We start from the raw sequence: 17771 nt of genomic DNA, 5'->3' as shown, positions 1-17771 counted from the left end.
TTCCGTGGATATGGATACCCGTGAAATGCATCCACGCATGGCGTGGATCTACCTGGTGGCAGGCAAAAAGAAAGCCGAGCGTGGGCTCGGCTCTACACGGGGAGCGCGGGTTCACGGCACTTGCCGTGAACCCGCAACATGTCCGTCAGGTCAGAACTCAGGCACCGGCCATCCACTTCAGGATCAGGCCGGTTACATAGGCCAGCCCCGTGCCTGTGGCATAGCCGACCGTACCCAGCAGCACGCCTACCGGCGCCAGTGTCGGATGGAAGGCCGCTGCGACCACCGGGGCAGATGCCGCCGCACCGATGTTGCCCTGCGAACCAATCGCGAAGAAGAACAGCGGTGCGCGCAGCAGCTTGGCCACCACCCACAGCACCAGCACATGGGTCGCCATCCAGATTGCACCAAGCAGGAACAGCCACGGCCGATCCAGCAGCGACAACAGGTTCATCTGCATGCCGATGCAGGCGATCAGGAAGTACAGGAACACCGTGCCCAGCCGCGATGCACCGGCGGCTTCCAGGCGGCGCGCGCGGGTGAAGCTGAGCGTCAGGCCCATCGCGGTGGACAGCAGGATCACCCACACGAACTGGCTGTCCAGGCTGAACTGGCTGGCCCAGCTGACGTTGGACTTGAACCAGCCCGACAGCGGCGCGGCGATCGCATGCGCAAGGCCGACGCCACCCAAAGCCACACCCACAATCACCATCAGGTCGGTCATGCTGGGAATGCGTGCGTTCTGCGCCTCGTAGGCACTGATGCGTGCCTTCATTTCGTCGATGGCACGGGTATCGGCACCGTTGCGGGTGTCGATCTGCTGCGCGCGGTTGGCCATGAACAGCAGGATTGCCATCCACAGGCTGGCGCAGGCCACATCGACTACGGCGAACTGGCCGAAGGTGGTGGCATCGGTACCGAACACTTCGCGCATGGCGACCATGTTGGCACCGCCACCGATCCAGCTGCCGGCCAGTGCGGCCATGCCGGCCCAGGTGTCACCGGCCACCGTTTCCGGATGGATCAGCTTCATCACCTGGAACGAGACGATGGCACCGAGCATGATGCCGGCGGTGCCGGCACAGAACACCAGCAGCAGCTTCGGACCCAGCTTGATGACGCCCTTCAGGTCGATCGACAACGTCAGCAGGACCAGCGCGGCAGGCAACAGCACATCACGCGCGACCGGGTTGTACAACGAAGTGTTGTGGCCATCGATGACACCGGCGGTGTTGTAGATGGCCGGAATGAAGTAACACAAGAGCAGTGCCGGCACCCAGGCGAAGATCTTCTTCAGCAAGGGCGTCGGACCACTGGCAGCCCAGAAGATCAGGGCGAGGGTGGCGGCAATCAGGCCCAGGCCAACGATGTCGTTGCTGATCAGGGCAGTAGCGGGTTCGGTCGGCATGGGATCCTCTGTCGATCGAAAGAGCGGGAAAAAAAAGCGCCGCATGAAGCGGCGCAGGATGAGATTAACATTGTCTTCACGCCGGGTCATGCTGCAGTGCCGACCACGACCACATCCCCTCAGGGAGCCCACTCATGCAGCTTGGCGCCTTTTCGGTCAGCCTCTCGGTGAAGGATCTCGCGGTTTCCCGCACCTTTTACGAAGCCCTCGGCTTTTCAGTCACCGGCGGTGACCCGGCGCAGAACTGGCTGGTGATGCGCAGCAACGGCACGGTGATCGGGCTGTTCCAGGGCATGTTCGAAGGCAATCTGCTGACCTTCAACCCCGGCTGGGACCAGCACAAGCAGGAACTGCCCCGCTTCCAAGACGTGCGTGAGCTGCAGGCCGCACTGGATGCCAAGGGCATCGAACTGGCGGTCCGCACCGATCCTGATGGCCAGGGTACGGGCTATCTGCAGCTGGCCGATCCCGACGGCAACGTGATCCTGATCGACCAGCACGTGGCGCGGCCGGCGGGCGGGGACGCGGACAGCATGCCAACCTAGATTGGCATCTACCGGGACACGGCCAGCCATTGCCTGGGTAGGCGTCGACCTTGGTCGACGGACAGCATGCCAACCCAGGTTGGCATCTACCAGGGCATCTGGATCAGGATGGGCGCGAGGCGCTGAAGTCCAGGCTCGCCCGCGTGCCACGCGGTTCGCAGGGTTGCAGTTGCAGGGTCCAGCCCAGGTGCTCGCACAGCCGCGCGATCAGGTCCAGGCCGATGCCGCCGCGGTCGGTTCGCTCGCCCCGCGCCATCCGCGCATGGATCGCCGCGATCTCCTCGGGGCTCATGCCATGACCGGGGTCCTGCAGGGTCAGCACCGCCGACGCGCTCAGCCGCAGTTCGATATGCCCACGCCCACTGTTCTCGATGGCATTGCGCAGCAGGTTGCCGATCGCCGCCTGCACCACCGCCAGCGGCGCAACAATGTCCACCGGCGCCGCCTGGATACCGATGCTCAGGTCCTTGTCGCCCAGCAGGTGTCGATGATCGTCGACGATCTCCGGCAGCAACTGGTCCAGCGCGATGCGCTCGGCACGCGAGGCCAGGCGATCGGGATCACGGGCCAGTACCAGCAGCAGCTCGATCAGCTGCTCCACGCCCTGTGCGGTGCGCAGCACGCGCTGGATCTGCTGGCGCGCACGCTCGGGCAGGCCCGGCTGCTCCAGCGCCAGCTCGGCGGCACCGGTCATCACCGCGATCGGCGTGCGCAGCTCATGGCTGGCCGTGCTGATGAACACCCGCTCGCGTTCGACGAACTGCTCGTTGCGATCCAGGTAGTCGTTCAGTGCATCGGCAATCGTGTGCAGCTCGGAGCTGCCGCGCGGATCAACATCGATGCGCTGGCCCTGCGCCCCCGGCCGCAACGTGGCAATGTGCTGGGCCAGCAGGCTCAGCGGGCGCACCATCCGTTCCATGCCGAACGAGGCCATCAGTACGGTAACGAAGATCATGATCACGCCCGCCAGCATCACCCAGCGGGTCGCGAACTGCTCCAGGTCGTGGAAGTCGGAGATGTCCAGCGCCAGCGCCACCCGTCCCATCGACTGGGTCTCGCGCACCATCACCGCCATCTCGCGGCCCTTCACCATCACCCCGTCATGCAGTCCGGGATGCAGGGTGCGCAGGCTGTCGGGCAGGTTGATCGCATCGAAGCGGTAGAGACTGAGCGTGTCCGAATCCTGCCAGCGGTAATGCGGCTCGTGTTCAACATGCTCGACGATGCTGTCCAGTTCGGAATTGAGCAGCGCGCGCCACGCCGCGTGCTCGGCATGCTCATGCACGTAGTTGCCAACGCTGAACACCGCCAGTGACAGCAGCGCCAGGTACCCCAGCAACCACCACAGCACGCGCCGGTACAGCGGGCCGGGCTTACGCACCTTCATCAGGATCCTTGCCAGCGTCGCTGCCGACGGTCACAGCCAACCGATAACCGACCCGCGGCAGGGTATGGATCAGCTTTTCGCCAAATGGCCCATCGACGCTGCGGCGCAGTTCGTAGACGTGTGAACGCAGCAGGTCGCCATCCGGCGGCTCGTCACCCCACAGGGCAAATTCCAGCTGCTGGCGGGTGACCGCACCGGGACTGGCCCGCATCAGCACCTCCAGCAGTTTGCGGCAGGCCGGGTACAGGTGCAGCACCTGGCCCTCACGCTGGGCTTCCAGGGTCGCAAGGTCCAGCACGAGGTCGCCGACCTGCAGCCGCTTGCGCGGGTTGCGCCCCTGTGCGCGCAGCAGCAGGGCCTCCAGCCGTACCTCCAGCTCAGGCAGCGCGAATGGCTTGGTCAGGTAGTCATCGGCACCGGCACGGAAGCCGGCGATCTTGTCCGGCAGTTCGTCGCGCGCGGTCAGCATGATCACCGGCACCTCCGAAGCGTGCTCGGCGCGCAGCCGGCGCAGCACCTCGGGGCCCTCCATGCGCGGCAGCATCCAGTCCAGGATCACCGCATCGTAGGGGTGGCTGCCGGCCAGGTGCAGGCCGGTGATGCCATCCGGGGCCACGTCGAGCACGTGCCCGCGCGACTCGAAATAGTCGAACAGGTTGGCCACCAGCTGGCGGTTGTCCTCGATCACCAACAGACGCATGCACGAAACATCCACGGAAGTTCGTAGCATGGTAGCGCTGCTCATGTCGGAATGCGGTCGCCCTGCCCCGTTCTGACGCTTTTTCCACCTTTGTCACCTCAAAGTGGCTGTTTTGCTCCCGGAGCCTGCCGTGCCCGTAGCCTTTCCCCGCCAATGGCGCCTGCCCCTGTTGTGGCTGCTGATCATCGCTGCGCTGGCAGCGGGTATCGGTCTTCGGCAGCCACAGCCACCGGACGAGCCGCGCTTCGTGCTGGCGGCCAGGACCATGGTCGAGAGCGGGCAATGGCTGTTGCCGCACCGTGGCGTCGAGCTGTATGCGGAAAAGCCGCCGGTATTCATGTGGCTGCAGGCGGTCGCCTATGAAATTGTCGGCAGCTGGCAGTGGTCGTTCCTGTTGCCGTCATTGCTGGGTGCCCTGCTCAGCCTGTGGCTGGTGTCGGATCTGGCACGGCGGCTGTGGACACCGCGGCATTCCGTCTATGCCCTGGCCGCGCTTTTCTGCACCCTGCAGTTCGGGTTGATGGCCAAGCGTGCGCAGATCGACATGGCGCTGGTCGGTATGACCACCGTGGCCCTGTGGGGGCTGATGCGCCATCTGTGCGAACGTCGCAACCTGCCTGCACTGTGGTTGGCGGGGTTTGCCGCCGGGCTGGGTACCGTGACCAAGGGCGTGGGCTTCCTGCCGCTGCTGATGGTGCTGCCCTGGTTCGGCTGGTGGCTGTACCAGCGCCGTCGCGGGTACACCGTGGACGGCCCGCATCCTGCCACGCTGCTGTGGCTGATTCCCGCGTTCCTGCTGGGCGTGGGAGTGTGGCTGGCGCCGCTCGGCTGGGCCCTGCTGCATTCACCCAGCGCCGAACTGCAGGCCTACGCACATGAACTGTTGTTCAAGCAGACCGGCACCCGCTACGCCAATGCGTGGCACCACCGGCAGCCGGTCTGGTACTACCTGCAGGTGATTCTGACGCTGTGGCTGCCCGGCAGCCTGCTGCTGCCGATGTTGTTCAAGCCCTGGTGGCGCCGCCTGCGTCGTGGCGACCGTCGGCAGTGGCTGTTGCTGGGCTGGGCCGTACTGGTGCTGGTGTTCTTCAGCGCCAGCCCGGGCAAGCGCGAGGTGTACCTGTTGCCGATGCTGCCGGCGCTGGCCCTGGCCGTAGCGCCGCTGCTGCCGGGCCTGCTGCGCCGCCTGTGCGTACGCCGCTACCTGTTCGGCTACAGCATGGTGCTGATGCTGGCCACCGGCGTGCTCGGCGTGATGTTGATGACCGAGCATCCCTGGGCGGTGGCCCAGTTGGAACGCCGTGCAATGCCAGACACCCTGCTGCCGGTGCTCGGTGATGGCCTGCTGACCTTCGCCATCGCCCTGGCCACGCTGATCGTGTGGTTGCGGGTACGTCGTGCTGCAACGCTGGTACTGCTCACCCACGGCATGCTGTGGATGCTCTACGGCCTGGTGTTGATTCCGGCGCTGGATCCCTACGCCTCGGCCTCAGCGCTGATGCGCAGGGTTGGCGCGAGAATCGGCCCGGACGCCGAACTGGCCCTGGTCGCCTGGCGCGAGCAGAACCTGCTGCAGGCCGATCGCCCGGTGCGCGAGTTCGGCTTCAAGCGACCGTGGGCAGAGCAGTGGCACGACGCCGGCCCATGGCTGGCCGAGGCACCGGGCAAGCGCTGGCTGCTGGTGCTGGACGACGCGATGAGCCCCTGCGTGGATCCGGCCAAGGTGATCGACATCGGTGTTGCCAATCGCAATCGTTGGCAGCTGCTTCCCGGTACCGCGTGGGACGCGGAATGCCATGCCGAACGGACCGGGTCGACCGCCGAAGAAGACTGAACGTTGGCCCGTGCCGGGCAAGCATTAACCCGGCACGAACGAGCGTCCGACCCTTCTCCGACATCCAGGTGACGAGCATGACCGCGGATTCCCGAACCGCCCTTTCCCAGCATGCCCGTCCGTCCCATTGATTCGGTAGCACCGCTTGCGACATCGCCACTGGCGTCAAAATTTGCCGTAACTCACCTCTGGCTGCCTGTCGCAATCGGTCTGCCCGTGTTTACGCTGCTGATGGGTTTCGGCGGCGACCAGTGGGTGGCCGATCATCTGTTCCGCCTCGAAGGCGGCCATTGGGCGCTGCAGGACGCCTTTGTCACCCGCACACTGGTGCACAAAGCCGGCAAATGGCTGAGCACGGCAGCAGCCCTTGTGGCGATTCTGCTGTGCTTCCACCACTGGCGTAAGGGTCGCGATCGCACCCTGCGGTGGGCGCTGCTTTATGTCGTAATTGCCATGGCGCTGGGCACGGGTGTGATCTCCCTGCTGAAGTCGCTGGTGCCGATGGAATGCCCCTGGGACCTGCTGCGCTACGGCGGCCACCAGCCTTTCATCGGGCTGTTCACCGTGCGCCCAAGCGGCATGTCGCCCCAGGCCTGCTTCCCCGCTGGCCACGCCAGCGCCGGCTACGCTTGGCTGTGCCTGTACTTCTTCGCGCTGTTGTGGCGTCCTGCCTGGCGCTGGGCCGGGTTGTGGATCGGCCTCGGTGCTGGTCTGGTGTTCGGCATCGGCCAGCAACTGCGCGGCGCCCATTTCCTTTCCCATGACATTGCCACTGCAATGATCTGCTGGCTGCTTTCGCTGGGCCTGTACCTGATCGTCAAACGCGTCCTGATCCGCCGTCAGCTGGACCGTCCCAACCGCCAGGAGGCGAACGCATGAGTGCATCGGTCCAACGCCCCGCCCGCCTCCCTGCGTTGGCGGGTCTTCTTCGCTGGCGTCCACAGCTGTCCACCGAAGCATTGATCACGCTGACCAGCCTGTTCTTCGCAGTAGCCGGCAACGGCCTGTTCTGGCACAGCGCGATGGCCAGCCATCCGGGCAGCCTGCGTTACGCGCTTTCGTTGCTGCTGTTGCTGCTGGGCGCGCACGGCCTGCTGCTGGGCATCCTGGTCTGGCGCTGGAACGCCAAGGTGGTGATCAGCGTGCTGCTGTTGGTGACCGCGTTCGCTGCGCATTACATGAGCCGCTACCACATCTATCTGGATGCGGACATGCTGCGCAATGTGCTGGCGACCGATCCCAAGGAAAGCCGCGAGCTGATGACGGTGTCGCTGCTGTGGCCGGTATTGCTGCTGGCAGTGCTGCCGATGGTGGTGCTGTGGCGCGTGCAGCTGCGCCGCCGCAGCTGGGGCCGCAGCCTGTTGTGGCGCATCGGCTTCCTGGTGGTGGCGGCGGTGACCGCACTCGGCGGTGCGCTGATTTCGTTCCAGGATGTTTCGGCACTGATGCGCAACCAGCGCGAAGTGCGTTACCTGGCCACCCCGGCCAACGTACTGCTCGGCCTGCCGCGTGCACTGCGCGGCGACAACCCGGTGCAGCGCGCACCGAAGCTTCCGATCGGCACCGACGCCAAGGCCACCCCACGCGCAGCAGCCAGCAAGCCGCGCCTGCTGGTGATCGTCATGGGCGAGACCGTGCGTGCGCAGAACTGGGGCCTCAACGGCGGGCGCAACACCACCCCGGAACTGGCACAGGCCAGCGTGGTCAATTTCCCCGACATGCATTCGTGCGGCACCAGCACCGAAGTCTCACTGCCGTGTCTGTTCTCGCCGTGGGGCCGCCACGACTACGACGAGAAGAAGATCCGCGCACACCAGTCGCTGCTGCACGTATTGAACCGCGCCGGCATCGCCCCGTTGTGGCGTGACAACCAGTCCGGCTGCAAGGGCGTGTGCGAGGGCCTGGACTTCCAGTCGCTGTCCGACGCGACCACACCGGGCCTGTGTGCCGATGGCCGCTGCATGGACGAGATCCTGTTGCAGGATCTGGCCGCCCAGGTACGTGCGAAACCGGGCGACCGGGTGGTGGTGCTGCATCAGCTGGGCAACCATGGCCCGGCCTACTTCGAGCGCTACCCACCGGCGTTCCGACGCTTCACCCCGACCTGCGACACCCGTGACATCGGCCGCTGCTCGCGCGAAGAAATCACCAACAGCTACGACAACGCCGTGTTGTACACCGATCACTTCCTGACCAGGACCATCGGCACGTTGCAGGGCATGCAGGACTACGACTCGGCGATGATCTACCTGTCCGACCATGGCGAGTCGTTGGGCGAGAAGGGCCTGTTCCTGCACGGCGTGCCTTACGCGATCGCCCCGGCCGAACAGACCCGGGTGCCGATGACGATGTGGTTCTCGCAGGGCTTCGCCAGCAGCCGCGGATTGAACCTGCAGTGCCTGCGCACACGTTCGGCAGCGTATACCGACCACGACAACCTGTTCCCGTCGGTGCTGGGTCTGATGCAGGTGAAGACATCGCTGTACGAGCGCGACCGCGACGTGTTCGCCAACTGCGAGAGTTAGGGTTTGTCGGCAGGGCTGCGCCCTGCACCCGCAGAGGCAACGGCAACGGCCGAAGCAACAGCAACAGCGGGGTTCCTGTGGGTAGGCGGGGTGGGTCCGGTGGCGGGAGACGCCGTGAACCCATCCATGGGGGCTTGGCCGCGGCATCCATGCCGCGGACACTCCCGCCACCGGACCCACCCCGCCTTCGACAGATTTCCGCTGCTGTTGGTGGGTGCCGACCGTTGGTCGGCACGGGGTCGGATCCGAATTTGAGTCTCGATTTCTGACAGGTCTCATCCACGCATGGCGTGGATCTACTGCCATCACCGAATTGCGTCTGGGGCAAAGCCCCCTGAGTCAGGGGGGCGGCCGCGAAGCGGCGGGGGTCTGGGAGCTGGTAAGTGGGGCCCGCGTTTCGCGCAGCGAAGCGTGGGAGCGACAGCGCGCATGCGATGTCGCGGTCCCAGGGCGCCGCCCGGCCGACTTCCGCCACTTGCGGTGGCAACGCCTGCCCACTAGCCTTCGGCGGTCGTTCACCACCCAAGGACCGCCCGTGAAACACCGTCATCTCCTGCTGGCCTCGGCAATCGCCGCCGCCACGCTGGCCCTGGCCGCCTGCAAGAAGGAAGCTGCGCCAGGCACCGACACCGCCAGCAGCAGCGCCCCGGCCGGCGAAACCGCCGACCAGTTCGTGGCCCGCATCAATGCCGAATTCAAGGCCGCCTACCCGGAGATGACCTCGGCGCAGTGGCTGTCCTCCACCTACATCAACAGTGATTCGGAACGCATCGCGGCCAAGGCCAACGAGCGCTCACTGACCCAGCTCAACAGCTGGATCGAACAGGCCGCCAAGTTCGATGGCAAGCCGATGAGCGAGGACAGCAAGCGCGCGATCCACCTGCTGAAGCTGATGTCCTCGATGCCGGCACCCCGTGACCCGGCCAAGCTGGCAGAACTGACCCAGATCGCCACCCGCATGGAAGGCAGCTACGGTGCCGGCAAGTACTGCACCGATGCCAACGATCCGAACTCCTGCCGCCAGCTGGGCGAGCTGGAGCAGGTGCTGGCGCGCAGCCGCGATTACGACAAGCAGCTCGACGCATGGCAGGGCTGGCACAGCACCACCAAGAGCATGCGCGGCGACTACCAGAAGTTTGTCGGCCTGGTGAACGAAGGTGCCAAGGGCATGGGCTTCACCGATGCCGGGCAGATGTGGCGCAGCGGCTACGACATGCCGCCGGAGCAGATCGGCCCGGAAACCGACCGCCTGTGGGAGCAGGTCAAGCCGATGTACGAGCAGCTGCATTGCTATGCACGCGGCAAGCTGGACAAGACCTACGGCAAGGACAAGGCCGAAGTGGGCAACGGCCTGATCGCGGCGCATCTGCTGGGCAACATGTGGCAGCAGGACTGGTCGAACCTGTGGGACCAGCTGGAACCGTACCCGGGTGCCGGCAGCCTGGACATCACCGCTGCGCTTGAAAAGCAGTACCAGACCAACCTTAGCGCGGCGCTGGCCAAGGCCGGCAAGGATGCCAACGTAGCGGCGCAGTACAAGGCGCAGCGCGAGGCCGAACTGCGCACCGCCAAGCAGATGACCGAGCGCGCGCAGGACTTCTACGTGTCGCTGGGCATGCCGTCGCTGCCGCAGTCCTACTGGGAAAAAACCCAGTTCATCAAGCCCGATGACCGCGATGTGGTCTGCCACGCCAGCGCTTGGGACATGAACATGGAAGGCGACGTGCGCACCAAGATGTGCATCAAGCCGAACGAAGAGAACTTCACCACCATCTACCACGAGCTGGGCCACATCTATTACGACCTGGCCTACAACCCGCTGCCGCCGCTGTTCCAGGGCGGTGCCAACGATGGCTTCCATGAAGCAATCGGCGACACCATCGTGCTGGCGATGACGCCCAAGTACCTCAGCTCGATCGGCCTGGTCGATGCGCCGACCGAAAGCCGCGAGGCGGTCATCAACAACCAGATGCGCATGGCTCTTTCGGGTGTGTCGTTCCTGCCGTTCGGGCTGATGATCGACCGCTGGCGCTGGGGTGTGTTCGATGGCTCCATCACCGCCGACAACTACAACAAGGCGTGGTGGGACCTGAAGGCCAAGTACCAGGGCGTGGCCCCAGCCAGCACCCGCGGCGAAGAGTTCTTCGATCCGGGCGCGAAGTACCACGTACCGGGCAACACTCCGTACACCCGCTACTTCCTGGCGCGCATCCTGCAGTTCCAGTTCTACAAGGGCCTGTGCGATGCCTCCGGCTACAAGGGCCCACTGCATGAGTGCACCTTCTACGGCAACAAGGAAGCTGGCCAGAAGTACTGGGCGATGCTGAGCAAGGGTGCCAGCCAGCCGTGGCAGGCCACGCTGAAGGAACTGACCGGCACCGACAAGCTCGATGCCGGCCCGATGATCGAGTACTTCAGCCCGGTCAACGAATGGCTGAAGCAGCAGAACGAAGGCCAGATGTGCGGCTGGCAGGCCAACGCGGCCCCGGCGGCGAAATGAAAAAAGGGGCGGATCCGCGAGGATCCGCCCCTTTCTGGTAGTGCCGGCCGCTGTCCGGCAACTACGCGATGAAGACCCAACGGGCAGCCGGCCAGCGGCCGGCTCTACCGAAATGCTTGTCAGCTGTTCTTCTTCGCGGCCATCGCTGCGGCCAGCTCGGCCTTGAATTCCTCGAAGGTCTGGCCCTTTTCCTTCGCTTCGGCCTGCGCAGCATCACGCAGTGCATCCGAGTACACCAGGCGCACCGGCGTGCCGTTGCGTTCGTGCAGTTCGCCGGCCTGCATGATCAAGGCCAGCACCTGGGCAGCACTCTCGCTCTGGCCGGCGATGCGGCCATCCATGCCCAGCACCCATTCGCCATCGCGCCGGACGATACCGGCCAGCAGCGTGCGCTGCGGGTCGCGCAGTTCGGCATGCGGCTCCACCGGCGAGGCCTGCGCGGCTGCCTTGTTGGCGGCCTGCTTTTCCTGGCGACGGCGCTGGTCGCGGCGGATCTTGGAGCTGGTGGACATGATGCGGTACCGCTGCGAGGGGGGCGCAAGGATAACGCACCCCGCCCGCAGCACCGCTTCACGCCACCGCTCAGTCCAGCACTTTGCCGTGCCGCCAGTAGCCCATGAAGGTGATGGCGCGGCGGTCCAGCCCGCAGTCACGCACCAGATGGCGGCGGATCGCCATGACCGCACCCGCCTCGCCGGCCACCCAGGCATACAGCGGTCCGGCCACGCTGGCATCGGCCTGCTCCCACAGGATCTGCGCGTCGACATCGATCTCTTCCAGCGCATCGCCGGCAGCCACGCTCGAGGTCGCTGCCAGCCGTTCCTGGACCGCCTGCAGCAGCGGCTGGCCATAGGCGGCCTGCCCACGCGGCAACCACACCAGCTCGGCGGTGCCCGGCGCTTTCAACGGCACCGCGTCGCCGGCCTGGGCCACTTCCAGCAATGCCAGCGTGCGCGGCGGATCAGGCATGGCCGCCAGTTCCTCCAGGATGCCCGCCACCGCAGGCAACGCCGTCTCATCGGCCACCAGCAGTACCTGGCCGACACCGGCCGGCGGCTTCCATTCCCAACCTTCGCTGCTGTCGGCACAGTCGGCATCGGGGGCCAGCAGCACGACACGGTCACCCGGCCGCGCATGCATGGCCCAGCGCGAAGCGGGCCCGGTCACGCCGTGGATGACGAAATCAACGTCGACCTCGCCCTGCTCGGCACGCAGCTGGCGGATGGTGTAGGTGCGCATCGGCGGCCGCAGCTCATCAGGCAGGGCCCGGTAGCGCGGATACCAGTCCTCGCCGCTGGGCACCTGTGGCACCTCCTGGCCGGGCAAGGGGAAGAACACCTTGATCCGCTGGTCCGGGCCTTCGGTCTTCATCCGCGCCACGTCGGCACCGGTGAACACCATGCGGTCCAGGGAAGGGGAAAGAACGCGGCGCTCCTTCAGCGCCACCTCGAACAGGCGGTAGGTCTGCTGTGCAGCCATGGGGGTACCTCATGCGACGACATCGGATTGGCTGGCTGTCGTGCATCCACGCACCGGCTGGCTGGAATGCCCAGCCTAGTCCGGTTGTCCGCGGCTGCAAGGATGTGCCGGCATCCCCGCCAACCCTACCCCTGCACGCTGCTCAATGGCCCGTGCAGGCTGCCTGCGCCGCGCGCTCGCGCTGGTGTTCCCAGTACCAGAACACGAAGCCGGCGCCGAAGAACGCGGCCTGGCCCAGCGCCAGGTGCAGCGGGCTGGCGCTGAGCAGCGGCGACACTACGCCAGCCACCACGGTGCTGATCATCAGCTGCACGAACGCCTGCAGCGACGAGGCCAGGCCGCGCTGGTGCGGGTACATGTCCAGCACCGCCAGCGCCAGGATCGGGAAGATCAGCGCCATGCCCATGCCGCCCAGGAAGATCGGCATCACCGCCCACGGCAGTGCGAACTGCGGTGCCAGGCCGACGTAGCCGATGTTCAGCAGCACCGACAGCGCGCACAGGCCGAAACCGATGGCGACCTGTCGCGTAGGGCTGCTGTGCCCGGCCATGCGCCCGGACAGGAACGAGCCGGTGGTCATGCCGCCGATGGTGGGAATGAACAGCCAGGCGAAGCCGCCCTCGCCCAGGTGCAGGTGCTGCATCACGAACACCGGCGCCGAGGAGATGTACAGGAACACGCCACCGAAGCCGATGCTGCCGGCCAGCGCCAGGCGCAGGAAACGCGGATTGAAGCCGATGCGCACGTAGTCGCGCAGCAGCACGCGCGGTGACAACGGCACGCGCGCCTCGACCGGATGGGTTTCCGGCAGGTAGCGTGCAGTGGCCGCCAGCAGCACCAGCGCGAACACCACCAGGAACCAGAAGATCAACGGCCAGCCAGCGCCGCTGAGCAGGATCCAGCCACCGATGATCGGGGCGATGGCCGGGGCGATACCGAACAGCATCGACACCTGGCTCATCAGCCGCTGCGCGTCGTGGCCGTGGTACAGATCGCGGATCACCGCGCGGCCGACGATCATGCCCACGCCGGCGGACAGGCCCTGCAGTGCGCGGAACGCCAGCAGCGTGGTCAGGTCGGTAGACAATGCACAGCCCACCGAGGCGCCGACGAATATCACCAGACCGCCGAGGATCACCCGCTTGCGGCCCCAGGCGTCGGACAGCGGTCCATGGGCCAGGCTCATCAGGCCGTAGAACAGCAGGTACACGCTGATGGTCTGCTGCACCGCCACTTCGTCCACCGCCAGGCGCTGGGCCAGCTGCGGGAACGCCGGGAAGATGGTGTCGATCGAGAACGGACCGAACATGGCCAGGCCAGCAAGCAGCAGGGCCATGCGGCGGGTGGAAGGAGCAACAGCGGCGGTCATGGAGAGGCGTCCGGCAGGGCCATGCGCGGCACGCACGGCGGGCGCCAGTCCCCTGAAACAGGGACAGCGCCAGATGAATTCGGGTATCCGCCCATCATAGGTGGGGATTGCGCCCCGCGCCATGCACGGATGCACAAAACGCACGGCCGGGCCATCGGCCATTCAGGCGCAGCGGCGCCTCCCGGGAGCGGCCGGCCGGCGCGCAACGGGCTATAATCGGCGGGCAACACGGTGGGAGAAGCGGAACACCGCTGCCGAAGGCGCAACGCCCGTAATCGCTCAGGCCCGATACCACCCGTAACAGAACTCTGGAGAGACCGGTTCAATCCGGCGCCGAAGGGGCAAGAAGCAGCGGTCCGCCGCGCTTTCAAACTCTCAGGCAAAAGGACAGAGGGGCGCCCCGCAGACCGCCGACCGGCGGCTTGTGCCCGTGCGTGTGCCCTTTCCTGACGGATCCTTCGCCATGTCCCAGAACACCCCTTCCCTGCGTGAGCTCGAGCATCATTCGGCCTTCGTCGAGCGCCACATCGGCCCCAACGATGCCGAGATCGCGCAGATGCTCGGCGTCATCGGCCACGCCTCGCTGGATGCGATGACCGATGCCATTGTGCCGGCCAAGATCAAGTCGCCGGCACCGCTGGCGCTGCCGGAGTCGATCACCGAAGTGCAGGCGCTGGCGAAGATCCGCGCGATCGCCGACAAGAACACCGTACTGCGCAGCTTCATCGGCCAGGGCTACTACGGCACCCACACGCCGAACGTGATCCTGCGCAACATCCTGGAAAACCCGGCCTGGTACACCGCCTACACCCCGTACCAGGCGGAAATCTCGCAGGGCCGCATGGAAGCGCTGATCAACTTCCAGACCCTGTGCGCCGACCTGACCGGCATGGAAATCGCCAACGCCTCGCTGCTGGACGAAGCGACCGCCGCCGCCGAAGCGATGACCCTGGCCAAGCGCTCGGCCAAGTCGAAGTCGGACACCTTCTTCGTGCACGACGCCGTACACCCGCAGACGCTGGAACTGCTGCGCACCCGCGCCGAACCGATGGGCATCGTGCTGCGCGTGGGCACCCCGGCCGAAGCGCTGGAAGCAGAAGCCTTCGGCCTGCTGCTGCAGTACCCGGACACCTTCGGCCAGGTGGGCGACTACAAGGCACTGGTCGATGCCGTGCACGCGCGCGGCGGCCTGGTGGCCGTGGCCACCGACCTGCTGGCACTGACCCTGCTGGCTGCCCCGGGCGAATGGGGTGCGGACATCGTGGTCGGCAACAGCCAGCGTTTCGGCGTGCCGTTCGGCTTCGGTGGCCCGCATGCTGCGTTCATGGCCTGCCGTGACGCCTACAAGCGTTCGATGCCGGGCCGCCTGATCGGCGTCTCGATCGACGCACAGGGCAACCCGGCCTACCGCCTGACCCTGCAGACCCGCGAACAGCACATCCGCCGCGAGAAGGCCACCTCCAACATCTGCACCGCACAGGTGCTGCTGGCGGTGATGGCCTCGATGTATGCCGTCTACCACGGTCCGGAAGGCCTGACCCGCATCGCGCGCCGCACCCACCGCCTGGCTTCGATCCTGGCTGCGGCACTGCGCAAGGCCGGCGTGCAGGTCGGTGGTGACTTCTTCGACACCCTGCATGTCACCGGCGTGCACGCCGATGAGATCCACGCCAAGGCCCGTGCCGCCGGTTACAACCTGCGTGCGATCGACAGCGACTCGGTCGGCATCAGCCTGGACGAAACCACCACCCGCGCCGACATCGTGGCCGTGGCTGCCGTGTTCGGTGCCTCGCTGGACGTGGACGCACTGGATGCCAGCACCGCCGACGCACTGCCGGCCGGCCTGCTGCGCCAGTCTGAATTCCTGACCCACCCGGTGTTCAACACCCACCACAGCGAGCACGAGCTGCTGCGCTACCTGCGCTCGCTGGCCGACAAGGACCTGGCGATGGACCGCACGATGATCCCGCTGGGCTCGTGCACCATGAAGCTCAACGCCACCGCCGAGATGATTCCGGTGACCTGGCCGGAGTTCTCGCAGATCCATCCGCTGGTGCCGGCCGACCAGGCGCTGGGCTACAAGGAACTGATCGACTCGCTGGAAGCGATGCTGGTCGAATGCACCGGCTACGACGCAGTGAGCCTGCAGCCGAACTCCGGCGCGCAGGGCGAGTATGCCGGCCTGCTGGCGATCCGTGCCTACCACCGTTCGCGCGGCGAAGACCATCGTGACATCTGCCTTATCCCTGACTCGGCGCACGGCACCAACCCGGCCTCGGCGCAGATGTGCGGCATGAAGGTGGTGGTGACCAAGACCGACGCCAACGGCAACGTCGACGTCGAGGACATCCGCCTCAACGCCGAGAAGTACAGCGACCGCCTGGCCGCGATCATGATGACCTACCCGTCCACGCACGGCGTGTTCGAGGAAGAAGTGGTGGAGATCTGCGAGATCATCCACAAGCACGGCGGCCAGGTGTACACCGACGGTGCCAACATGAACGCCTTGGTCGGCGTGGCCAAGCCGGGCAAGTGGGGTTCGGACGTTTCCCACCTGAACCTGCACAAGACCTTCTGCATCCCGCACGGCGGCGGCGGCCCGGGCGTTGGCCCGTGTGCGGTCAAGGAGCACCTGGCGCCGTTCCTGCCGGGCAAGCTGGGGGACAACGGCCCGGTCGGCATGGTCAGCGCGGCCAGCTTCGGCAGCGCCTCGATCCTGCCGATCAGCTGGATGTACATCGCGATGATGGGCCGCGACGGCCTGCGCAAGGCCACTCAGGTTGCGCAGCTCAACGCCAACTACATCGCCAAGCGCCTGGCCCCGCACTTCAAGACCCTGTACACCGGCCGCAACGGTCTGGTGGCGCACGAGTGCATCCTCGACGTGCGCCCGCTGGAGAAGACCAGCGGCATCGGCGCCGAGGACGTGGCCAAGCGCCTGATCGACTTCGGCTTCCATGCCCCGACCCTGAGCTTCCCGGTGGCCGGCACGCTGATGGTCGAACCGACCGAGAGCGAATCGCTGCACGAGCTGGATCGCTTCATCGACGCGATGATCCAGATCCGCGAGGAGATCACCGCGATCGAAGACGGCCGCCTGGACCGCGAGGACAACCCGCTGAAGAACGCGCCGCATACCGCCACTGCGGTGACCGCCAGCGAGTGGACCCACGCCTACCCGCGTGAACTGGCTGCGTTCCCGCTGGCCAGCCTGAAGCAGAGCAAGTACTGGCCGCCGGTGGCGCGTGTCGACAACGTGTACGGCGACAAGAACGTGATGTGCGCCTGCATCCCGGTCGATGCCTACAAGGATGATGAAGTCGAGGCTTGATTCCTCGCTGCATCGGTAAAGAGAACGGCCCGCGCAAGCGGGCCGTTTTCATGAGGGTGTGCGGACCAAGGCCACACCCACAACAATCCGGTCACGGGTCCGGCATCTGCCCCAGGCTCAACTGCCACGACACCCCGAAGCGATCCTGCACCCAGCCGTAGCGGTTGCTGAAGTCGTAGTCGCCCACCGGCATCAGCCAGTGGCCGCCCTCGCCCAGCACACGCGCGGCACGCTCGAACTGTTCGGCGCCGGAGCACTCGACGAACAGCGAGATCGACGGGCTGAAGGTGAAGTCGTGCACGTCCAGGCTGTCGAAGCACAGGTAGTGGGTGCCACCCAGCAGGAAGATGGCCTGGCGGACCTGCCCGGGCACGCCGGCACCGGCGCCATCCGGATGGCGCTGCATTGCCAGCAGGCGGAAATCGGCGAAGGCCTCGGCGTACAGGGCCAGCGCGGCTTCGGCCTGGCCGGTGAACATCAGGAAAGGGCGACTGCGCAGCATGCGGTACTCCTGGTCGACGGGCCTATGACGGCCTGCCTGCACAGTGCCACGCGGAGTGTGTGCCTGTTGTAGAGCCGAGCCCATGCTCGGCTGGCGACCGCGCAAACAGCAGCCGACCGTAGGGTCGGCTCTTATCTCTTGCGACTCTGGCACCTTAGGTGCCGAGAGCCCGGCGCGGGCGACCGTTCGGC

13 protein-coding genes and 1 riboswitch are annotated in these 17771 nt (G+C 66.2%); of the genes, 6 read left to right on the top strand and 7 right to left on the bottom strand.

Annotated elements, in window-relative coordinates:
- Window positions 1–157 precede the first annotated feature (157 nt).
- Complete coding sequence (locus AC13GA_RS05945) at window positions 158–1408, bottom strand: DUF819 family protein (RefSeq protein WP_136639989.1); 1251 nt, start codon at window positions 1406–1408, stop codon at window positions 158–160.
- 134 nt (window positions 1409–1542) lie between these two features.
- Between AC13GA_RS05945 and AC13GA_RS05940 the strand changes: the two genes are divergently transcribed.
- On the top strand, window positions 1543–1953 hold the full coding sequence (locus AC13GA_RS05940) for a VOC family protein (RefSeq protein WP_136639990.1): 411 nt from the start codon (window positions 1543–1545) through the stop codon (window positions 1951–1953).
- Between the two features lie 103 nt (window positions 1954–2056).
- On the opposite strand, the gene AC13GA_RS05935 is transcribed toward AC13GA_RS05940, so the two are convergent.
- Together AC13GA_RS05935 and AC13GA_RS05930 are read right to left on the bottom strand one after the other, a co-directional pair.
- On the bottom strand, window positions 2057–3340 hold the full coding sequence (locus AC13GA_RS05935; RefSeq protein WP_136639991.1) for a sensor histidine kinase: 1284 nt from the start codon (window positions 3338–3340) through the stop codon (window positions 2057–2059).
- Complete coding sequence (locus AC13GA_RS05930; RefSeq protein WP_482997704.1) at window positions 3327–4040, bottom strand: response regulator transcription factor; 714 nt, start codon at window positions 4038–4040, stop codon at window positions 3327–3329. The genes AC13GA_RS05935 and AC13GA_RS05930 overlap by 14 nt, the downstream gene beginning before the upstream one ends.
- A gap of 112 nt (window positions 4041–4152) precedes the next feature.
- Here AC13GA_RS05930 and AC13GA_RS05925 point away from each other — a divergent pair, with 112 nt between their 5' ends.
- The 4 genes from AC13GA_RS05925 (at window position 4153) to AC13GA_RS05910 (ending at window position 10899) form a co-directional block, all read left to right on the top strand.
- The gene (locus tag AC13GA_RS05925; RefSeq protein ID WP_482998087.1) at window positions 4153–5874 is read left to right on the top strand and encodes an ArnT family glycosyltransferase; all 1722 of its coding nucleotides are present in this window, start codon (window positions 4153–4155) and stop codon (window positions 5872–5874) included.
- 111 nt (window positions 5875–5985) lie between these two features.
- A complete protein-coding gene (locus AC13GA_RS05920) occupies window positions 5986–6753 on the top strand; it encodes a phosphatase PAP2 family protein (RefSeq protein WP_136639994.1) in 768 nt (255 codons plus the stop codon).
- A complete protein-coding gene (locus tag AC13GA_RS05915; RefSeq protein ID WP_482997703.1) occupies window positions 6750–8399 on the top strand; it encodes a phosphoethanolamine transferase in 1650 nt (549 codons plus the stop codon). Before AC13GA_RS05920 ends, AC13GA_RS05915 begins: the two co-directional genes overlap by 4 nt.
- Window positions 8400–8934: 535 nt before the next feature.
- The gene (locus AC13GA_RS05910) at window positions 8935–10899 is read left to right on the top strand and encodes a M2 family metallopeptidase (protein ID WP_125895308.1); all 1965 of its coding nucleotides are present in this window, start codon (window positions 8935–8937) and stop codon (window positions 10897–10899) included.
- Window positions 10900–11018: 119 nt separating this feature from the next.
- On the opposite strand, the gene AC13GA_RS05905 is transcribed toward AC13GA_RS05910, so the two are convergent.
- From AC13GA_RS05905 to AC13GA_RS05895, 3 genes are all read right to left on the bottom strand, one after another.
- Window positions 11019–11411, bottom strand: coding sequence for a hypothetical protein (locus tag AC13GA_RS05905; protein ID WP_046985107.1), 393 nt, complete (start codon window positions 11409–11411; stop codon window positions 11019–11021).
- Window positions 11412–11481: 70 nt separating this feature from the next.
- Entirely contained in the window at window positions 11482–12378 is an 897-nt protein-coding gene (locus AC13GA_RS05900; RefSeq protein WP_046985106.1) for a siderophore-interacting protein, read from the bottom strand.
- A gap of 142 nt (window positions 12379–12520) precedes the next feature.
- Window positions 12521–13747, bottom strand: coding sequence for a multidrug effflux MFS transporter (locus AC13GA_RS05895; protein WP_447782265.1), 1227 nt, complete (start codon window positions 13745–13747; stop codon window positions 12521–12523).
- 298 nt (window positions 13748–14045) lie between these two features.
- Window positions 14046–14148, top strand: a riboswitch (glycine riboswitch).
- Between the two features lie 62 nt (window positions 14149–14210).
- Between AC13GA_RS05895 and gcvP the strand changes: the two genes are divergently transcribed.
- The gene (gene gcvP, locus AC13GA_RS05890; RefSeq protein WP_482997702.1) at window positions 14211–17078 is read left to right on the top strand and encodes an aminomethyl-transferring glycine dehydrogenase; all 2868 of its coding nucleotides are present in this window, start codon (window positions 14211–14213) and stop codon (window positions 17076–17078) included.
- A gap of 91 nt (window positions 17079–17169) precedes the next feature.
- Here the strand turns inward: gcvP and AC13GA_RS05885 are convergent, their stop codons facing one another.
- Window positions 17170–17580 carry a VOC family protein gene (locus tag AC13GA_RS05885; protein ID WP_005410627.1) on the bottom strand — a complete coding sequence of 137 codons (411 nt, stop codon included), beginning with the start codon at window positions 17578–17580 and terminating at the stop codon, window positions 17170–17172.
- Window positions 17581–17771 lie beyond the last annotated feature (191 nt).

The sequence above is a fragment of the Stenotrophomonas sp. 22DLJC03 genome (genome assembly GCF_056861405.1).
This window is presented reverse-complemented; position numbering and strand designations above follow the sequence as displayed.

Coding starts and splice junctions, on each gene's coding strand:
- AC13GA_RS05900 (WP_046985106.1), bottom strand. CDS start 12,378: ATGGCTGCACAGCAGACCTACCGCCTGTTCGAGGTGGCGCTGAAGGAG.
- AC13GA_RS05915 (WP_482997703.1), top strand. CDS start 6,750: ATGAGTGCATCGGTCCAACGCCCCGCCCGCCTCCCTGCGTTGGCGGGT.
- AC13GA_RS05895 (WP_447782265.1), bottom strand. CDS start 13,747: ATGACCGCCGCTGTTGCTCCTTCCACCCGCCGCATGGCCCTGCTGCTT.
- AC13GA_RS05930 (WP_482997704.1), bottom strand. CDS start 4,040: ATGCGTCTGTTGGTGATCGAGGACAACCGCCAGCTGGTGGCCAACCTG.
- AC13GA_RS05905 (WP_046985107.1), bottom strand. CDS start 11,411: ATGTCCACCAGCTCCAAGATCCGCCGCGACCAGCGCCGTCGCCAGGAA.
- AC13GA_RS05945 (WP_136639989.1), bottom strand. CDS start 1,408: ATGCCGACCGAACCCGCTACTGCCCTGATCAGCAACGACATCGTTGGC.
- AC13GA_RS05940 (WP_136639990.1), top strand. CDS start 1,543: ATGCAGCTTGGCGCCTTTTCGGTCAGCCTCTCGGTGAAGGATCTCGCG.
- AC13GA_RS05885 (WP_005410627.1), bottom strand. CDS start 17,580: ATGCTGCGCAGTCGCCCTTTCCTGATGTTCACCGGCCAGGCCGAAGCC.
- gcvP (WP_482997702.1), top strand. CDS start 14,211: ATGTCCCAGAACACCCCTTCCCTGCGTGAGCTCGAGCATCATTCGGCC.
- AC13GA_RS05920 (WP_136639994.1), top strand. CDS start 5,986: ATGCCCGTCCGTCCCATTGATTCGGTAGCACCGCTTGCGACATCGCCA.
- AC13GA_RS05935 (WP_136639991.1), bottom strand. CDS start 3,340: ATGAAGGTGCGTAAGCCCGGCCCGCTGTACCGGCGCGTGCTGTGGTGG.